This is a genomic window from Deinococcus puniceus, assembly GCF_001644565.1.
GTDB lineage: Bacteria > Deinococcota > Deinococci > Deinococcales > Deinococcaceae > Deinococcus > Deinococcus puniceus.
Map to the genome: position 1 here is coordinate 2,313,839 of NZ_CP011387.1, position 16,703 is coordinate 2,330,541.

14 protein-coding genes are annotated in these 16,703 nt (G+C 62.9%); 6 read left to right on the top strand and 8 right to left on the bottom strand.

What is annotated here, in order from left to right; translation table 11 throughout:
- Positions 1-68: 68 nt before the first annotated feature.
- Complete coding sequence (locus SU48_RS10545) at positions 69-896, bottom strand: M12 family metallopeptidase (protein WP_231881603.1); 828 nt, start codon at positions 894-896, stop codon at positions 69-71.
- A 176-nt stretch (positions 897-1,072) separates the two neighbouring features.
- The gene (locus SU48_RS10550; protein ID WP_064015221.1) at positions 1,073-1,930 is read right to left on the bottom strand and encodes an alpha/beta hydrolase; all 858 of its coding nucleotides are present in this window, start codon (positions 1,928-1,930) and stop codon (positions 1,073-1,075) included.
- Positions 1,931-2,012: 82 nt separating this feature from the next.
- On the opposite strand from SU48_RS10550, the gene SU48_RS10555 reads away from it, so the two are divergent.
- The gene (locus SU48_RS10555; RefSeq protein WP_064015222.1) at positions 2,013-2,450 is read left to right on the top strand and encodes an OsmC family protein; all 438 of its coding nucleotides are present in this window, start codon (positions 2,013-2,015) and stop codon (positions 2,448-2,450) included.
- A gap of 161 nt (positions 2,451-2,611) precedes the next feature.
- The gene (locus tag SU48_RS10560; RefSeq protein WP_064015223.1) at positions 2,612-3,166 is read left to right on the top strand and encodes a P-loop NTPase family protein; all 555 of its coding nucleotides are present in this window, start codon (positions 2,612-2,614) and stop codon (positions 3,164-3,166) included.
- 242 nt (positions 3,167-3,408) lie between these two features.
- Here the strand turns inward: SU48_RS10560 and SU48_RS10565 are convergent, their stop codons facing one another.
- The gene (locus SU48_RS10565) at positions 3,409-5,295 is read right to left on the bottom strand and encodes a 2-oxo acid dehydrogenase subunit E2 (protein WP_064015224.1); all 1,887 of its coding nucleotides are present in this window, start codon (positions 5,293-5,295) and stop codon (positions 3,409-3,411) included.
- Between the two features lie 202 nt (positions 5,296-5,497).
- Entirely contained in the window at positions 5,498-8,221 is a 2,724-nt protein-coding gene (aceE, locus tag SU48_RS10570) for a pyruvate dehydrogenase (acetyl-transferring), homodimeric type (RefSeq protein ID WP_064015225.1), read from the bottom strand.
- Between the two features lie 206 nt (positions 8,222-8,427).
- Between aceE and SU48_RS10575 the strand changes: the two genes are divergently transcribed.
- The 4 genes from SU48_RS10575 (at position 8,428) to SU48_RS10590 (ending at position 12,980) form a co-directional block, all read left to right on the top strand.
- A complete protein-coding gene (locus SU48_RS10575) occupies positions 8,428-9,345 on the top strand; it encodes a LysR family transcriptional regulator (RefSeq protein WP_064015226.1) in 918 nt (305 codons plus the stop codon).
- On the top strand, positions 9,335-9,868 hold the full coding sequence (locus tag SU48_RS10580; RefSeq protein ID WP_231881604.1) for an AAA family ATPase: 534 nt from the start codon (positions 9,335-9,337) through the stop codon (positions 9,866-9,868). The genes SU48_RS10575 and SU48_RS10580 overlap by 11 nt, the downstream gene beginning before the upstream one ends.
- 82 nt (positions 9,869-9,950) lie before the next feature.
- Positions 9,951-11,972, top strand: a complete 2,022-nt coding sequence (gene uvrB, locus SU48_RS10585; RefSeq protein ID WP_064015228.1) for an excinuclease ABC subunit UvrB — start codon at positions 9,951-9,953, stop codon at positions 11,970-11,972.
- 81 nt (positions 11,973-12,053) lie between these two features.
- Positions 12,054-12,980: a hypothetical protein gene (locus tag SU48_RS10590; protein WP_064015229.1), complete on the top strand. Its 927-nt coding sequence runs from the start codon at positions 12,054-12,056 to the stop codon at positions 12,978-12,980.
- Between the two features lie 61 nt (positions 12,981-13,041).
- On the opposite strand, the gene SU48_RS10595 is transcribed toward SU48_RS10590, so the two are convergent.
- The 4 genes from SU48_RS10595 to SU48_RS10610 form a co-directional block, all read right to left on the bottom strand.
- Positions 13,042-13,263 carry a hypothetical protein gene (locus SU48_RS10595; protein WP_064015230.1) on the bottom strand — a complete coding sequence of 74 codons (222 nt, stop codon included), beginning with the start codon at positions 13,261-13,263 and terminating at the stop codon, positions 13,042-13,044.
- Positions 13,264-13,363: 100 nt separating this feature from the next.
- On the bottom strand, positions 13,364-13,876 hold the full coding sequence (locus SU48_RS10600; protein WP_064015231.1) for a hypothetical protein: 513 nt from the start codon (positions 13,874-13,876) through the stop codon (positions 13,364-13,366).
- A 38-nt stretch (positions 13,877-13,914) separates the two neighbouring features.
- A complete protein-coding gene (locus SU48_RS10605; protein WP_082869746.1) occupies positions 13,915-15,111 on the bottom strand; it encodes a YkoP family protein in 1,197 nt (398 codons plus the stop codon).
- Positions 15,112-15,175: 64 nt separating this feature from the next.
- A complete protein-coding gene (locus SU48_RS10610) occupies positions 15,176-16,672 on the bottom strand; it encodes a carboxylesterase/lipase family protein (protein WP_064015233.1) in 1,497 nt (498 codons plus the stop codon).
- Positions 16,673-16,703 lie beyond the last annotated feature (31 nt).

Here is a 16,703-nt window from a genome sequence, read left to right on the forward strand (position 1 = left end):
CACGAACAGGGCCAGCAGCTGAGGCGTCCCCCGCTGCTGGCCCCACTCTTGGTTGTGCTTGTTTGGCCTTAGCGGGGGTACATGAAGTTGATGTTGGCCTTGTCGGTGGTGCTGTAGCCGTTGCGCTGGCCCATGCGGTTGAGGTCTACGCTGGCGTCGAGCGGCTTGATCGCCAGTTTGCCGTCGAAGGTGGCGGGGTAGTGCATGATGGAATCGAAGTCGTAGGTGCCGTAGCCTTTGCTGCCGCTGCGAATCTGGTACTGAGATTGCCAGTCGGCGGGAATATTGTTCCACTGAATCTGCACGAACTGGTCGCGGTCAGGGCGGGTCTGCTCATGGAACAGGCCCAGCGTGTGCCCAAATTCGTGAATGATGGTACCGGTGGTGCAGCGGTCAGCCAGCGTGATGGTCTGCCGTCCGCCCGTCATGCCGAGGCCGCTGGCGCAGCTTGTCCCTGTGTTGTACGTGATTTGCACGTAGTTGCTCTGAGTGGTACGCGGCTTCACGATCATGTTGGTGGTGCTGCCGATGGTGGCGGCGGCCTGTGCCACGCGGTCACGAATGGCCTGCGGAACGTTGCTGGCGAAGGTATACGGAATGGTGCGGGCCGTCCAGCGCAGGCGGGTATCGATGACATACGTTCCCAGCGGCGTCAAGTCGTTCAGGTCGGCCAGAATGATGTCGTCTTCCAGCAGCAGATAGCCGTCTCTGACGATTCCGGTGACCTGTTGGCGCGTGCCGTCTTCCAAGATCAGGGTGGCGGGCCGGGTTTCGGGTGCAGTGGCAGCTACAGCTCCGGTGGGCGTGGTCACGGCTTGAGGAGTGTCTTGGGGGGCCGTGGAACAGGCGGCCAAGAGCGCGGACAGGGACAACACGGCGGGCAATCGTGAACGCATCAAAAAACCTCCGGAACAGGGGGCGAAGTGGGCAACAAACCGTTTTTTGCGGTACCCGGAAGATAGCGGGCGGGGTGTGAGTGGGGCGTGATGGACGGCGGTCAGGTTCTCCATAGTGGAAAACCTGACCGCTTTGTCTGCTTGAATTTAGCCTGGGTTTGCTGGGGCCAGAGCCTTCACGCCGTCCGCTCCCGCAGCCAATCCACCATCAGACCGCGCACTTCTTCCCGGCACTCGTCGTTCAGCAGTTCGTGGTAGCCGCCTTCAATCTCCACGAGGCGCTTGTCGGGGGCGGGCGCTTCCTGCATCAGACGCCGACTCCCGTTGATGTCGGTGATCTTGTCTTCGGTGCCGTGAACGATCAGGGTGGGCAGGTTCCAGCGGGCGGTGTGCGCCCACAGTTCGGCACTGAGTTGCAGCATGGACGCGCCGGTCAGCACAGGCACTTTGCCCTGATAAATGGATTTGTCGGCTTGATACGCGTCTATTTCAGCCTGCATCCGCGACAGGCTCGCCGTACCGAGATCGGTGGTGGCGAGGCCGGGGGCGATGCGGGCCAACCACGGAGCCAACCGCTTAAGCCACGCGGGTTCATTTTCGCCCACCAACAGGGCGGGGCTAGACAAGATGACGCCGCTGAGTCCACGCGGATCGCGGGCAATACTGCTGGCGGTAATCAGGCCGCCCAGCGAGTGCCCGAAGGCGAACAGCGGCCCCGGCAGCGCACGCAAGGCTTCCCGCGCCTTCAAGTGGTCTTCGGTGAGCTTATGGGCGCTGATCACCGCTCGCCGCCCCTCCGAAGCTCCGTGGCCGCGCTGATCGTAGCCGTACACAGCGAAGCCTGCCGCCTGCAAGGTAGGGATCAGGGTGTGATAGCGGTCTACGTAGCGCCCCGCGTATTCTCCGAAGCCGTGGGCCAACAACACTGTGCCGCGTGTGGTGGGCGTATGGGCGGCCCAGTTGTAGCCCTTCACGGGGGCGTCAAAACTCCAAGACTCGGGCGCGGGAGCGGCCACCACAGATTCAGCAGTCATACGCGAGTGTACGCTGCCGTATGGCGGGAAGCTAAAGAGTGAATAAATGCACAGGCCGAGGCAAAAGCGGGAAGCTAGGACTATGGCAGATATCGCACGGAAGGCAAACGCGCAGTGGATGGGCAACCTGCGCGAAGGCAAAGGCACCATCAGCAGCGGCAGCGGCACGCTGAAGGACGCCCAGTATTCCTTCGGCACGCGCTTTGAAAACGGCGTGGGCACCAACCCCGAAGAACTGTTGGCCGCCGCCCACGCAGGCTGCTTTACCATGCAGCTTTCGGCGCTGCTGGCCGCTCACGGGCACGATCCCCAAGACGTGCGTACCGAGGCCACCTGCGAAATGGTGCGCGACGGCGCAGGGTTCAAAATCAGCGCCATGAAACTGAGCGTGCGCGGCAAAGTCGGCAACATCGACGACGCCGAATTTCAGAAGCATGTGGTACAGGCCGCCGAAGTCTGCCCCCTCAGCCGCGTGATGAAGGGCAACGTAGAGATTAGTTACGACGCTGTATTGGAATAAACAAGTTCAGCTCAGGATGCCCCGGCTTCGGCTGGGGTTTTTTGCTGGCTGCCGAATAGACCATGAAGGCTGTCCCACACGCCCTTATACCCTTGACCGTTAGGCAGCCCTACGCCGTACAGCCCATGCCCCTTCTCCCCCGCCCCCGTATTCTGCCCCCTATGCCCACTCTCTTTTACCTGATCGGCCCTCCCGCTAGCGGCAAACGCACCATCGGGCAACTGCTGGAGCGGCAGACCGGAGCCATACTGCTGGACAACCACCTCTGGAGCGATCCGATTTTCCGGGCGTGCGGCGTGACCGGGCATCATGAATTGCCTGTTGGCCTCGGCCCACTGCGGGAGCAGGTGCGGTTGGCGGTGATGGCTGCGGCCCGCCTCGCACCGCCGTCTGTGAGCCACATCTTCACCAACTACCTGACAGCAGAGGCCAAAGAAGAGGAGACATTCGGGGGCATGGCAGAGTTGGCGAAGGCACGTGGGGCTGTGTTCGTGCCCGTTGTGCTGACCTGTGACCGCGAGGAACTGGCCCGCCGAATAGACCGCCCCGAACGGCAAGACCGCCTGAAGCTGAAGAATCCTGAATTGCTGGCTGCCCTGCTGGACACACGCGGCGCATTCGGCGCACCCGCTGGCGTGCCCGTGCTGGACACCACCGAGCTGGAGCCGGAAGCGGCGGCGCGGCAAATTGCGGCGTTGGGGGGCTGGAAGATTTAGGTTGTTGCTGAGTCGCGTAACAGCTTGAGCGTGTTGAGTTGGCGTGTAAACCCCCCCGTTGCTGGCGCAATACCCCCCCTTGAGGGGAGGACAAAAGCTGTTGCGCTCCCCTTGACTTGTACAGCTCCGCAGGAGAGCAGACTGGGGGGTTAGGCCACCCTTGAACGTCGTCCATCAGGAAGGGAAACAATAAATCTTAAAAACCCCCACCAGATCGGCGGGGGCGACTAAGATTCAGGCGTTTACAGCGAGATCAGGAAAGGGTCTTCCAGCGTTTCGCAGATGTGGCGCACAAAGCGGGCCGCGTCTGCGCCGTCGATGAGGCGGTGATCGTAGGTGAGGCTCAGAGGCAGCATGTTGCGCGGTTCGAAGGCGTTGGTTTCCTTGTTCCACACCGGCTCGAAGCCGCCGCGACTGACACCCAAGATGGCAACTTCGGGCGAGTTGACGATGGGCGTGAAGGCGTGCCCCCCGATGCCGCCGAGGTTGGAAATCGTGAACGTCGCGCCCTGCATTTCGTCGGGCTTCAGCTTGCGGTCACGGGCTTTTCCGGCCAGTTCGTTCAGCTCCAGCACGATTTCGGTGATGCTCTTGCGGTCAGCGTCCTTCAGCACGGGCACCAGCAGGCCTACAGGGGTATCCACGGCCACGCCGAGGTTGACGTAATCCTTGTAGACCACCTGATTGGCCGCCAAGTCCAGACTCGCGCCGAATTTGGGGAACTTGCGCAGGGCGTTCGCCACCACCTTCATCAGAATGTGGGTCATGGTGAGCTTGCCGCCCGCCTTCTCCACTCGCGCCCCGAACTGTTTGCGAACCTCTTCCATGCGGGTCACGTCGGCCTTGTCGAAGTGCGTGACCATCGGAATGCTTGACCATGACGCGGCCATGCTGCGAACGGTGGCCTTGCGAATCCCGCTCATATCCTCGCGGCGCACCGTGCCCCACTTCTCGAAATTGGGCAGAGATGCGGGAGCTTGGGCAGGAGCAGGGGCGGGCACACTGGCCGCAGGTTGGGTTATAGGAGCCGCAGCAGCAACACCCGGCTGAACCACACTAGGTTGACCGACACTGGGCGTCCCGGCGCTGCGGCGCACGTCTTCTTCACTGATGCGTCCGGCGATTCCCGTGCCGTGAACGTCATGGATGTCCACGCCCATTTCGCGGGCCATGCGGCGAATGCTGGGCGCGGCGGGCACGAGCAGGCGGTTGTCGTAGGCCTGCGTGTTGTAGGGGCGCTCGGCACCGGGCTGCTGCGTGGCGGGGTGGGCACGTTCGGGCGACTGCTGACCCGCACCCGCAGGCGTAGGGCGCTCGGTGCTGAGGCTGGACACGGGCGCGTCGGCCTGCGCTGGAGCCGGAGTTGCTGGAGTCTGGGTTGCTGAGGCTGGGGCCGGAGGTGCTGAAGCTGGAGCCGCTTGAGGAGCTGGAGCCGCCGCACCGCCGCCCAAGGTCAGCAGGACTGCACCGATCTTCACGGTGTCGCCCACGTTCACGTTCACGGTCTGCACCGTGCCGCCCACGTTGCCAGGCACTTCGATCACGGCCTTGTCGGTTTCAATTTCGATGACCGGCTGGCCCTCGGTCACCGTGTCTCCGGCTTTCACCAGAACCGTGACGACAGTGCCCTGCTCGATGTTGTCGCCCACGTCGGGCAGCGTGATCTGAGCGCCTGCGCTGGCTGGGGCCGATGGAGCAGCAGCGGGGGCAGAAGCGGACGCGGCAGATGCCGTTTCCACGGGCGGCGCGGCCTGTTCTTTCTGGCTCTGCTGCTGGGCCTGCGCGATCCGGCGAGCGGTTTCGGCATCGTCGGCCACGGTGGCGGGGTCGGGTTCGGAAGCCGGAGCAACCGGGGCGGAGGCTTCAGCAGATGCGCCCGCTGATGTCCCTGCGCCGCCGCCGAGGGTCAGCAAGACCGCGCCGATTTTCACGGTGTCGCCCACGGTCACGGCCACACTTTCCACCGTCCCGCCTGCCGAAGCGGGCACTTCGATCACGGCTTTATCGGTCTCGATTTCGATGATGGGCTGGCCTTCGGTGACGGTGTCGCCGGGCTTGACGAGGACAGAAACGACAGTGCCTTGCTCGATATTGTCGCCCACATCGGGGAGTTTCAGTTCTTGCGCCATGAGGGTGACTCCTTGGGTGCGGTGGGGATGATGGGGAATTGAGGTTGCGTGCGCATAGGGGCTTGGTCTAAGGGTCGAGGGTCTAAGAGACTAAGGAGAGGTGTTGTTCTGGGATTCTGGGTCAACCCCCCCCCGTTGCTTTGCAACGCCCCCCCTTGAAGGGGAGGACACAGGCCAGCAGTTCTTAGACCCTCAGACGCCTCTACCGCAGGAACGGATTTTGGCGCTCTGGGTCGATTCCGAGATCGGTAATGGCCTGCTGCACCACGTCGCCCTTGATTTTGCCGTCGCGGAGCAGGGCGTACAGGGTTGCCAAGATCACGTGCTTGGTGTCCACTTCGAAGAAGTCGCGCAGTTCTTCGCGGGCCTCGCTGCGGCCAAAGCCGTCGGTGCCGAGTGTCCAGATTTTGCGGTCGATGTGGCCGTTCAGACCGTCGGCGCTGAGCTTCACGTAGTCGCTGACGCTGATCAGGACGCCGGGCGCGTTGTCTTTGCTGAGTTGCTGGGCCACGTAGGAGGTGCGCGGCGCTTCGGTGGGGTGCAGCATGTTGTGGCGCTGCACGGCGAGGGCGTCCTGATGCAGTTCCTTGTAGCTCGTGACAGACCAGATGTCGGCGGCCACACCGTAGGCTTCCAGCTTCTGGGCAGCTTCCAGCGCCGCGCCCATGGCCGGGCCACCCGCCAGAATCTGCGCCTTCAGCTTGCCCTTGCTCTGGCTGCGCTGAAACCGGTACAGACCCTTCACGATGCCCTGACGGATTTCGTCGTGGCTGCGGCCATCGTCGGGCATGGCAGGCTGCACTTCGTTCTCGTTGTCGATGGTGACGTAATAAAAAATATCCTCATCGTTGACGAACATGCGCTGAATGCCGTCTTCGACAATCACGGCGAGTTCGTAGGCGAAGGCCGGATCGTACACCTTGAGGTTGGGCACCACATACGCCTGAAGCTGACTGTTACCGTCCTGATGCTGCAACCCTTCGCCCGCCAGCGTGGTACGACCTGCAGTGGCCCCCAGCAGAAAGCCGCGTGCCCGTTGGTCGGCGGCGGCCCACACGAGGTCGCCCACGCGCTGCATACCGAACATGGAATAGAACACGAAGAAGGGAATGGTGGGGACGCCGTGATTGGCATAAGACGTGCCAGCCGCGATCCACGAGGCCATCGCGCCGTCTTCGGTGATGCCTTCTTCAAGCATCTGACCGTCTTTGGATTCCTTGTAGGCCATCAGGGAGCCGCTATCGACGGGCGTATACGTTTGTCCACGCGGGCTGTAGATCCCGATACGCGGAACCAGCGCGTCCATGCCGAAGGTGCGGGCCTCGTCGGGCACGATGGGCACGATATATTTGCCGATTTCCTTGTCGCGCAGCAGCTTGGAGATGACCTGCACGGCGGCCATCGTGGTACTGACGGCGCGGCCTTTGCTGCCGCCTGCAAATTCCTCATAAAACTCGCCGGTGGGCACGGTGGGATGCGGGTACTCCACCTTGCGGGCAGGCACGGGGCCGCCCAGCGCGGCGCGGCGCTCCATGGTGTATTTCACTTCGGGGCTGTCGGGGCCGGGGTGATACAGCTCCAGATGCTCCACCTGCTCATCGGTCATGGGCAGTTCCAGCAGGTCGCGCAGGTTCTTCAGGGCGTCGAATTCCAGCTTTTTGACCTGATGGGAAGCGTTGCGGGCCTGCGCCGTATCGCCGAGGCCGTAGCCCTTGATGGTGCGGGCGATGATGACGGTGGGGCTGCCCTTGTGCTTGGTGGCCGAGGCGTAGGCCGCGTAGATTTTACGAACGTCGTGGCCGCCCCGGTTCAGTAACTCCAGATCGGCGTCGCTCCACCCTTCGATCAGGGCTTTCAGTTCGGGTGTATTGAAGAACTTCTCGCGCAATTCCTTGCCGCCGAACGCCGCGTAGCGCTGAGATTCGCCGTCTACGAGCAGCTCGAAGCGTTTGACGATCTCGCCGTTGTAGTCCTTGCTCAGCAGTTCGTCCCACTTGCTGTCCCAGACCACTTTAATCACGTTCCAGCCCGCGCCACGGAACAAGGCTTCAAACTCCTGAATGACCTTGGAGTTGGCCCGCACCGGCCCGTCGAGGCGCTGCAAATTGGCGTTCAGCACGAACACGATGTTGTCGAGGTTTTCGTAGGAGGCAAAGCGGAGTGCGCCGATGCTCTGCGGCTCGTCCATTTCGCCGTCACCGAGGAAGGCCCAGACTTTGGCGTCTCCGGCGGGCTTCAGGCCCCGGTTCTCTAGGTACTTGATGTAGCGGGCCTGATAGATGGCCTGCATCGGCCCCAGCCCCATGCTGACGGTGGGAAACTCCCAGTAATCGGGCATCAGCCACGGGTGTGGGTAGGAGCTGAGGCCGGGTTCGGCTTGCAACTCGCGCCGGAAGCGGCCTAGGCGTCCGCCGTCCAGTCGGCCTTCGAGGAACGAACGGGAATACACCCCGGGGCTGGCGTGGCCCTGAAAAAACACCAAGTCGCGGTCTTGGCCCGCGCCGTGACCCCTGAAGAAGTGATTAAAGCCGACTTCCAGCAGTTCGGCGCTGCTGGCATACGTCGACAAGTGGCCGCCGATGCCGTCGCTCTTTTTGTTGGCCTTGACCACCATCGCCACCGCGTTCCAGCGAATAATGTTGCGGATTTTCCGCTCCATGTCGATGTCGCCGGGGTAGTCGGGCTGCTTGTCTACGTCGATGGTGTTCAGGTAGGGCGTGTTCTGCTTGAACAGAATGGGCGCACCATGAAAATAGGCGTAGTGGTCGAGGTCTTCGAGCAGTTGGGCGGCGCGGTCATCTCCCCCGTCGGCCAGCACGTAGGCCAGAGAGTCCAGCCACTCCTGCGTTTCCACCGTGTTCAGTTGCTCGCGCTCCTGCGGCGGGAGGCCCGCACGCGGCGGCCCTTTCGGCGGTACGTTTGTCATGCGTGCAGTCTAAGCCCCGGCATTCACCGCTTCCAACAGGCTATTGTCCGCTTACCCACCAGTTAGAATGGTAGGTGAAGGGAGTCGGGCAGGCGAATGGGGGAAGTCAGAGCAGGCCGGGGGAATCTATGCGAAAAATCATCTACCACGCCCAGAGCACCCTGAATGGGCGGATCGCCAACGCGGCAAGCATGGAGAAGCCCTAGATGGAACTCCGACACCTCCGGCATTTTGTGGCGCTGGCCGAGGAAGAAAACTTTGGGCGGGCCGCCGAGCGCGTGTTCGTGGTGCAGCAAGCCCTCAGCAACTCTATTAAGAATTTGGAAGACGAAGTGGGCGTGCCGCTGGTGCTGCGAACCACCCGCCGCGTGCAACTGACCCCGGCTGGGCGCGAGTTTTTGGAGGGCGCACGGCTGACGCTGGCGCAGGCCACCCAAACCGTGGAGCGCACCCGCCGCGCCGCACGGGGCGAAGTGGGCCGCCTGACGGTGGGCTTTGTGAGCGGGCTGGCCTTTGGCGGGTTGCCCGAAATCGTGCGGAAGTTTCGCGAGTTGTATCCCAACGTGTCGGTAGACCTGCGCGAATTGACGGCGCAGGAGCAGGAAGCGGCCCTGCGCGGCGGGCAGGTGGATGTGGGGCTGATGCTGCTGCCGGTGCGCGATCCGAACTTGGATTCCCGCGCCCTGTGGCGGCAACCGCTGGTGGCGGCGCTGCCCTCCGGTCACGCGCTGGCCCGCAAGCGCAAGCTCAAGATTTCAGACCTCGCAGGCGAACCGTTCGTGTTTTTTCCTCGCCAGTTGCGGGCCACCTACTTCGATCAGGTGATGCGCTGGTGCGCGGGCGCGGGCTTTACACCCAACGTGACGCAGGAAGCGATAGAAATTCCCACGTTGCTGTCGTTGGTCGCGGCGGGCGTGGGCGTATTCCTGCCGATTGCCTTCTTCGAGCGGTTGGCGTTGCCGGGGGTGGTGTACCGCCCCGTAGACGGCGCACCAGTGGTAGAAATCGTGGCGGTGTGGCAGCGCAGCAATCCTACCCGCAGCCCGCATGACCCCATCGTGCAGGCGTTTTTGGGCGTGGCTCAGGCAGAATTGGGGGAGCAAGTGGCCGCACATGACCGTTAAGCAAATATCCATGAATCGGGTGCTGATCGTGGGCAGCCCCGGCGCAGGCAAAAGCACTCTTGCCAAAAAACTGGCGGCCCGAACGGGATTGCCCCTCATTCATTTGGACGAGTTGTACTGGAACCCCGGCTGGGTCAAGGTTGAACGGACAGTGTGGCAACAGCGCTTGGCCGAGGCGTTGGCCCAAGAACGCTGGATTCTAGACGGCAATTTCAGTCCGACGCTGCGGGAGCGGGCCTTACGCGCCGATCTGGTGCTGTTTCTGATGCCGCCGCGCCTGCTGTGCCTGTGGCGGGCCTTCTGGCGGGAACGTCTGAATCTGCGTCCTCACGCTCGCCACGATGGAGCCAAATGGCCGTCCCGCGCCCTGTTGCAAGACATCTGGCAGTTTCCACCGCAGGCCCAACGACAGCGGCAAGAGTTGGCGCAAGTGCCGCATCTGAAAGTCGTGGTTCTGCGCTCAGACGCCGAAATTCGGGGCTGGCTGGCAGGGCAGCCAGTCCATGCAGGTCATAAGGCTTAGGCCGTGTTAATTAGCGCGGGCTGAGGGCTTTTGCAGCCTTTCCCCCTTTCATCTAAGTACGCCCAGAGCGTAAACTAGGGGGATGCTACGGGTACAGTCTGAATTCACTCCGTCCGGCGACCAACCAACGGCCATTCGCAGTCTCGTAGACGGCCTGAACTCCGGCCTCCGCGCCCAGACGCTGTTGGGAGCGACAGGCACGGGCAAAACCTACACCGTTGCCAAAGTGATCGAGGAAACCGGGCGGCCCGCCCTGATCATGGCCCCCAACAAGATTCTGACCGCGCAATTGGCCTCCGAATTTAAGGAGTTCTTTCCGGATGCCGCCGTCGAATTCTTTATTTCGTACTACGACTATTACCAGCCCGAAGCCTATGTGCCCGGCAAAGACTTGTTTATTGAAAAAGACGCGGCCATCAACCAAGAGATTGAGCGGTTGCGGCATTCCACCACCCGCAGTTTGCTGACCCGGCGCGATACGATTGTCGTGGCGTCGGTGTCCTGTATTTACGGCTTGGGCGATCCTGCCGAATACACCGCCCTGAACTTGATTATGAAGGTGGGCGGCCAGATCAGCCGGGATGAAATCTTGGGCCGACTGGTGAATATGCAGTACGAGCGCAACGACCTAGAGATGTCGCCGGGGCGTTTCCGGGTGAAGGGCGACATGGTGGAAATCTGGCCCAGCTACGATGAACAACCCCTAAGAGTCGAATTGTGGGGCGAGGACATAGAACGGATTACGGTGGTGCATCCTGTGACGGGTGACCGCTTGGCTGATCTTGACGCCACCGTGGTTTATCCGGCCAAGCATTACGTCAGCAGCGCCGGAAACATAGAGCGGGCCATCGTGACCATTCAGCAGGAGCTGGATGAGCGGCTGGAGTACTTCAAATCGGTGGGCAAGTTGCTGGAAGCGCAGCGGATTAAAGAACGCACGCTATATGACCTAGAGATGCTGAAGGTGCTGGGCTACTGCTCCGGCATCGAAAACTACTCGCGGCACATAGACGGGCGGGCGGTGGGGCATACGCCGTACACCATGTTGGATTACTTCCCCGACGACTTCATTACCTTTATCGACGAATCCCATGTGACCGTGCCCCAGATTGGCGGCATGGCGAACGGTGACCGCGCCCGCAAGCAGACGTTGGTGGACTACGGTTTCCGGCTGCCGAGTGCGATGGACAACCGCCCGCTGAACTTTCAGGAGTTCATGGAGAAGACCGGGCAAACCGTGTATGTGTCGGCCACCCCCGGCCCCTTCGAGCGCGAAAACAGCGATTCTCAGGCCGACCAGATCATTCGGCCCACCGGCCTTGTCGACCCGCCCGTGAGCGTGAGGCCGATTCAGGGCCAAATCGACGACCTGCTGGGCCGAATCCGCGAGCGGGCCAGCAAGGGCGAGCGCGTGCTGATCACGACCCTGACCAAGCGCATGAGCGAAGACCTCACCGAATACCTGCTGGAAAAGAACATTCGCGCCCGCTACATGCACTCCGACATAGACAGCGTGGAGCGGCAAGTTATTATTCGTGACCTGCGCCTAGGCCATTACGACGTGCTGATCGGGATTAACCTGCTGCGCGAAGGGCTGGACTTGCCCGAAGTGTCGCTGGTGGCAATTCTGGACGCCGACAAACCCGGCTTCCTCAGGAGCGAACGCGCCCTGATTCAGACCATTGGCCGCGCCGCCCGCAACGTGAACGGCGAAGTGATCTTGTACGGCGACAATATGACGCCCGCCATGCAGAGCGCGATGGACGAAACTCGCAGGCGGCGCGAGAAACAGACCGCCTACAACGAGGAACACGGCATCACGCCGACCACCATCGTGAAGGGGATTCGCAACGTGATTCGCGGCGAGGAAGCCAACTTGGACGACCCGGACAACGTGACGCTGGGCGACGACCGCGACACCCTGAACGGCCAACTGACCGACCTCGAGTTGGATATGTGGCAGGCGTCCGAGGACTTGGACTTTGAGCGTGCGGCCAGCCTACGCGACCAAATCCGGGCCATTGAGGCCAAGTTGCAGGGCAAGGACTTTAAGCAGGCGACGGTGCCGGGCCAAAAGGTGCGCCAGCGCGGGCGGCGTTCGTAGCGCCCTGACAACCACACCACAGGGGCCGCATCTGCTGGATATGCGGCCCCGCCCATCTGACTGACCCACTACCCTACAGGCATGCTGAATCTGCCACGTCCGTTTGCGGGCTTGCTCTTGGCCGCCCTCTCTAGCGCGGCGCTGTCGACGGCCTCTGCCGCCGGAATCTTAGGCACCCGCGACAGTTTTTATAACAGCCCGTTTTGCCGCCAATACAGTTGTAGCGAACCCTACCGCAACGGCCAGAACTGGATCTATAACCTGAATACCGGAGACCGGGCTTTTATCCGGCGCGAGAATGACGACGCGCAGGGCCGAATTGAACTGATGGCGATTTTTATCGACGAGGACGCCTTTTACGCCGAAACAGACCGAGCCACCTTCGCCAATCTGCAACGCACGGCCATAGGGTACGCCGCCTTCACAGGCCGTATCGAACCCTGCTACGGGGCCACCTCCGAGCGCCTGCTCAGCAGTTATCCGGCTCCCAACGCCCGCTCTATTTTGTGCGTGCGGGACGGTGGGCAAACGGCTATTGCACTCTTGGCCGACTTGACTTACACGAACTACAGCGCTCCGGCTCCGGCGCGTGCGGCCACAACCACAAACAACGCGGCGCTCAAGCTGCTGGATTGGTCGTTCACATCCTGCCGCAGCAACCGGGGCGTCACGGCCTACCTGCCGCTGGGTGAGGGCGCGGCCTGCACCCTGCGGGTCAATACTGTGCCCAACGGACGGCGACTCATCAGCGCCAGCTTCGAATATGAACTGGAATATTACGTGGGCGGCGCTACCGCCAAGCTCCGCCTTCCGGGGCGCGATACGTATGCGGTGGGCGGCGGCGGCAACGTGAAATTGGCGCAGCAGGGCGGCAGCTTCAGCTTTACTTTGCCCCTGAACGTGCGTGCCCGTGCAGACCGCCGCTATGTACGGGTGGGAGCCATCGGCACGCTGGTGTTTGATGACGGCACGAGTAAAAAAGTGTACGAGCCATTGGATATTCGTTAACAACCCCAAAAAGCAGAGGCTAGGGATGTTCTCCCCGGCCTCTGCCTGCTGTATGTAGAGTTTAGCCTTGCTTGCTGGCCGGAACCGAGCGGGCTTCTTCCACATCCTGCTTTTCTTTGTGGCCCTCATGCTCGTTGTTGCGGGCGGCGGTGGCCTCGCGGTCATTCGCGCCTTTCAAATTGGGCTTGTGGCCGTCGTCGATTTCGTGCACTTCCTTCTTGTTGCGGTCAAACTGATCGGGAAGGCTGGTGTGGCCCTTGTTCTTGTCGTCTTTGTCTGGCATGGGGCAAGTGTGACAGCCGCACACATGGGTCAGACAAGCCGAAGCTCAAGCGACGTTTACGAACAGGGCAAGATGAAGGGGATGCCAAGCCCGCAGGCCGCTAGTTCTGCTGGGTCAGCGTGCAGCGTCCCAGCCGCAACCCTGCCGCCGCTGCCGCGAGGTCTGCCGGATCAGGGGTGGCGCTGGCAACAGCAAACGCTTCTTCCAAGCGGGCCGCCACTTGCGGGGCCGTGCCGCTGACCAGCACGCCCTCCCCTGCCCCGGCAGTGAGCCTACCCACCCGCACACACGCCAGCGCCAGCCCACCTTCGGCCACTTCTTTCAAGTCCAGCGCCACTACGGACTGGGCGGCGGAATCGTACAGCAGCACGCCCCGGTCTGCGCGGAATGTCCATGCACCGTCCAATTGGGGGGCGTCTGCACTCAGCTTCAACACGGTCTGGAATTGCTCGCCGTCTGCAGTGGTTCCGGCCAAGACCCAGGCCTGACCGGACTGCACCGGGGCCGAAGCAGGCAGGCGCGTGGGCGCAGGCGGCAGCACTCGCCCGCCGCCCGAACCGCCTGCCACAGCAGAGGAAGAGACCATCAGGCAGGCCAGCAAAAAGGAACGCATGGCCCCAGCCTACAGGTCAGCGGGCGCGGCCTCAGCGTCTATTTGCGTTCTCCAAAGCGCCGAATCAGTTCGGTGCGCGAGATGACGGCCAGCTTGGGCGTATGCGGGCGGCTCAGGTCGGACACTCCGTAAGCGCGGCGCAGGGTGCGTGACCACCAGTTCAGGCGGCGCAGCATCGGCGCGGGCAACTCCACCACCGTAAACCCGTACAACCGCAGCACATCGGAGAAAATGCTGATACTGAACACGGCGGGGAGAGTATTCCACTGGGGATCGTCACGCATGGCGGCGGCAAGGTCGTGAATGGAGTGCTTGACCACGTGCCGCCCCGCCACAGGGCGCTCCGCGAGTTGCACCAAGCGGGCGCTGTCGAGATGAAACTCTGCGATGCGCTGGCCCGCCGCGATGCTTAAGCCTTGCGGCTGGGTCGGGTCGGTGAGCGTGATGGTGGGCAACGGATACGGAGCAGTGCCCAACCGGAACAGGCTATGCGCGTGTCCCCCGATGCGCCGAATGCGGCCCGTGCGGTCATACAGCACGTCGACTACGCCCATCAGGTCAGGGATCAGGTCGCCAGAGTGTTCGGGGCGCAGGCCGGGGAGTGCGGGCAAGGGATGCGGAACGTAACCGCGTGCCCGGAGTTCGGCCAAGAGAGGCGGCAAGAGGTCAGGCGTACTGGAATGCGTCCCAGACAACGCCAGCAGACGGCCTTGCGGCAAGTGAGCAGGCAATCCGGCGCTGATCGGCTCGCCCTGCACAGGCGTGAGGCCCGTAGCGTGGGCGGCCAACAGCACACTGGGCGGCGGGGCCTGCGGGCGAGCGGTGAAAAACTGAATGTCTTCACCTGTCGCAGTTTGAATAGCTTGCCGCGTCCGCTTCAGCTTGCTTATCAGCACCCAAGGCAATGACACCGCAGAGCCGCCTAGATCGGCTCCCAGCGAGTGTCCGGCCTCCACGATTCGGCGCGTCAAGTCGGGGAACCGGGCTACAGCGTCGGCATCCACAAAAAACGTGGCCTTCACTCCGGCGGCGTGCAGGGCATCCAGCATAGGCGGCGTGACCATAGGATCCGGGCCACCTACCAGCATCAGCGCGGCAGTAGGCGTGGCGCTGCGGCCCCGGCGGGCAACCCCCAACCCGGCCCAGCGCCACGCCAGTTGGGAACCGGCCCACAGCCCAGCCCACAGCACCGCCGCTCCGGTCAAAACCCCGCCTAGACCCCGTTTTCCTCGCATGGGGGTGAATCTAACATGGGGGTGGTTGAATCGTGGAGTGTGGAACGTGGGAAAGGCTGGACGCTCACGGCATCGGCACGACTAAACCGTCCCACAGGGCGCGGCGTTTGCGCTCAGCCTCAGCTTCCACACTCAGGCCCGCCAGCGACAACACATTCACGTTGGGCTGTTCGGCGCTACCGGGCTGCCAGTCGGGGCCGGGGCTACCCTCCCGCACGAAGTTCAGCCACGCGGTTTGCATTCTGTGTGCCAGCGCGGCACGTTGGCGGGCCTGCCCACCGCGCATCAGGGCCGACGACAACCCCATCGGGCGGGGCCACAGGAACAGCAGTTCCATGCCGTGCGTTGCGCCGAGGCCCGCGACTTTAGTGCCCCAGTCCAATCGGTAGCGCCAGTGCGGGGCCGGGTGCGCGTCGCCCAGCACATCGTTAGGCGTGTGAAAAAACAGGTCGGTGCCCAGCGCGGTCAGCCCTTCTAGGGTGTCCGGGTAGGCCGACAGAATCTTCAGCACCCGCTCCGGCGAAGCTTGTTGCTCCAGCTTATGCGCCAAATACGTCCGGTCTATCTTCTGAAAAATGCGGTCTGGCAGGCGCACGAACAGTGAATATTCTTCGCGGTTGGCCCCGATCAGCAGCGGTACGGGAGCCAGCGGGCGGGCCAGCAGTTCAGCGCGGGTGGTAGGCAGCAGCACGCCGTCAAGGAAGGGGCGGGAATTCAGGCTGCGTTTCCGCACGCCTTCCAGCGTGTGCAGCGCGGCCACGAAGGCACGGGGCGGCAGTGTCCAGAGCGCGTTCAGGTTGTCGCGGCGCACGCCCAACGCGTTGGCATAGGCGCGGGCAATATCGAGGCTATTGTCCAAATCACTGACCTGATTCAGCCCGCCGCTTTGCAAGATGGCCCCCGCCAACAGCGGGGCAGTAGAGCCGTGCCCCAGCAGCAGCGACACACCCGCCGCCCCCGCCGATTGGCCCGCCGCCGTGATTCGGGCCGGATTGCCCCCGAAAGCCGCGATATTGGCATGCACCCAGCGCAGCGCCGCCACCTGATCCTGAAACCCGGCATTGGGGGCAAATCGGTCATCGGCAAACAGGCCGCCAAAATTGGCGTAGCCCAGCGGCCCCAAGCGGGAATTGACGCTCACGACAACAATTTCTCCGCGTGCGGCCAATTCGCGGCCATCGTACAGGCGGCCACTGCCTGCGCGGAATGCGCCGCCGTGCAGCCAGAACAGCACGGGCCAGCCCCCAGCGGGCGCGGGGCGGGCGGGCGTCCAGATATTCAGCAGCAGACTGCCCTCTACCGATGGCGTGAGCGTCACCGAGGGATCGAGGGGTTGCAGCACGTCTGGGCCGAAGCTGCGGGCTTCCCGTATTCCCACCCAGCCCCCATGCGGCTGCGGGGGCCGGAAGCGCAAGGGGCCCGCCGCCTGCGCCGCGTAAGGCACGCCTAACCACGCCCAACTGTGGCTGTGGCCTGCCTTGAGCGTTTCGCCGCGCACCCAGCCCGCCTCCGTTTCGCGCAACAGTGGGCCGCGCAACAAGGAACCGGGCGGGGCAGTCATGGAGGCCAATCTAGCGTGCAAAGCTTGATCC

Excerpts from the sequence above, each read along its gene's own strand:
- SU48_RS10545 (WP_231881603.1), bottom strand. The coding sequence starts at position 896 with ATGCGTTCACGATTGCCCGCCGTGTTGTCCCTGTCCGCGCTCTTGGCC.
- SU48_RS10550 (WP_064015221.1), bottom strand. The coding sequence starts at position 1,930 with ATGACTGCTGAATCTGTGGTGGCCGCTCCCGCGCCCGAGTCTTGGAGT.
- SU48_RS10555 (WP_064015222.1), top strand. The coding sequence starts at position 2,013 with ATGGCAGATATCGCACGGAAGGCAAACGCGCAGTGGATGGGCAACCTG.
- SU48_RS10560 (WP_064015223.1), top strand. The coding sequence starts at position 2,612 with ATGCCCACTCTCTTTTACCTGATCGGCCCTCCCGCTAGCGGCAAACGC.
- SU48_RS10565 (WP_064015224.1), bottom strand. The coding sequence starts at position 5,295 with ATGGCGCAAGAACTGAAACTCCCCGATGTGGGCGACAATATCGAGCAA.
- aceE (WP_064015225.1), bottom strand. The coding sequence starts at position 8,221 with ATGACAAACGTACCGCCGAAAGGGCCGCCGCGTGCGGGCCTCCCGCCG.
- SU48_RS10575 (WP_064015226.1), top strand. The coding sequence starts at position 8,428 with ATGGAACTCCGACACCTCCGGCATTTTGTGGCGCTGGCCGAGGAAGAA.
- SU48_RS10580 (WP_231881604.1), top strand. The coding sequence starts at position 9,335 with ATGACCGTTAAGCAAATATCCATGAATCGGGTGCTGATCGTGGGCAGC.
- uvrB (WP_064015228.1), top strand. The coding sequence starts at position 9,951 with ATGCTACGGGTACAGTCTGAATTCACTCCGTCCGGCGACCAACCAACG.
- SU48_RS10590 (WP_064015229.1), top strand. The coding sequence starts at position 12,054 with ATGCTGAATCTGCCACGTCCGTTTGCGGGCTTGCTCTTGGCCGCCCTC.
- SU48_RS10595 (WP_064015230.1), bottom strand. The coding sequence starts at position 13,263 with ATGCCAGACAAAGACGACAAGAACAAGGGCCACACCAGCCTTCCCGAT.
- SU48_RS10600 (WP_064015231.1), bottom strand. The coding sequence starts at position 13,876 with ATGCGTTCCTTTTTGCTGGCCTGCCTGATGGTCTCTTCCTCTGCTGTG.
- SU48_RS10605 (WP_082869746.1), bottom strand. The coding sequence starts at position 15,111 with ATGCGAGGAAAACGGGGTCTAGGCGGGGTTTTGACCGGAGCGGCGGTG.
- SU48_RS10610 (WP_064015233.1), bottom strand. The coding sequence starts at position 16,672 with ATGACTGCCCCGCCCGGTTCCTTGTTGCGCGGCCCACTGTTGCGCGAA.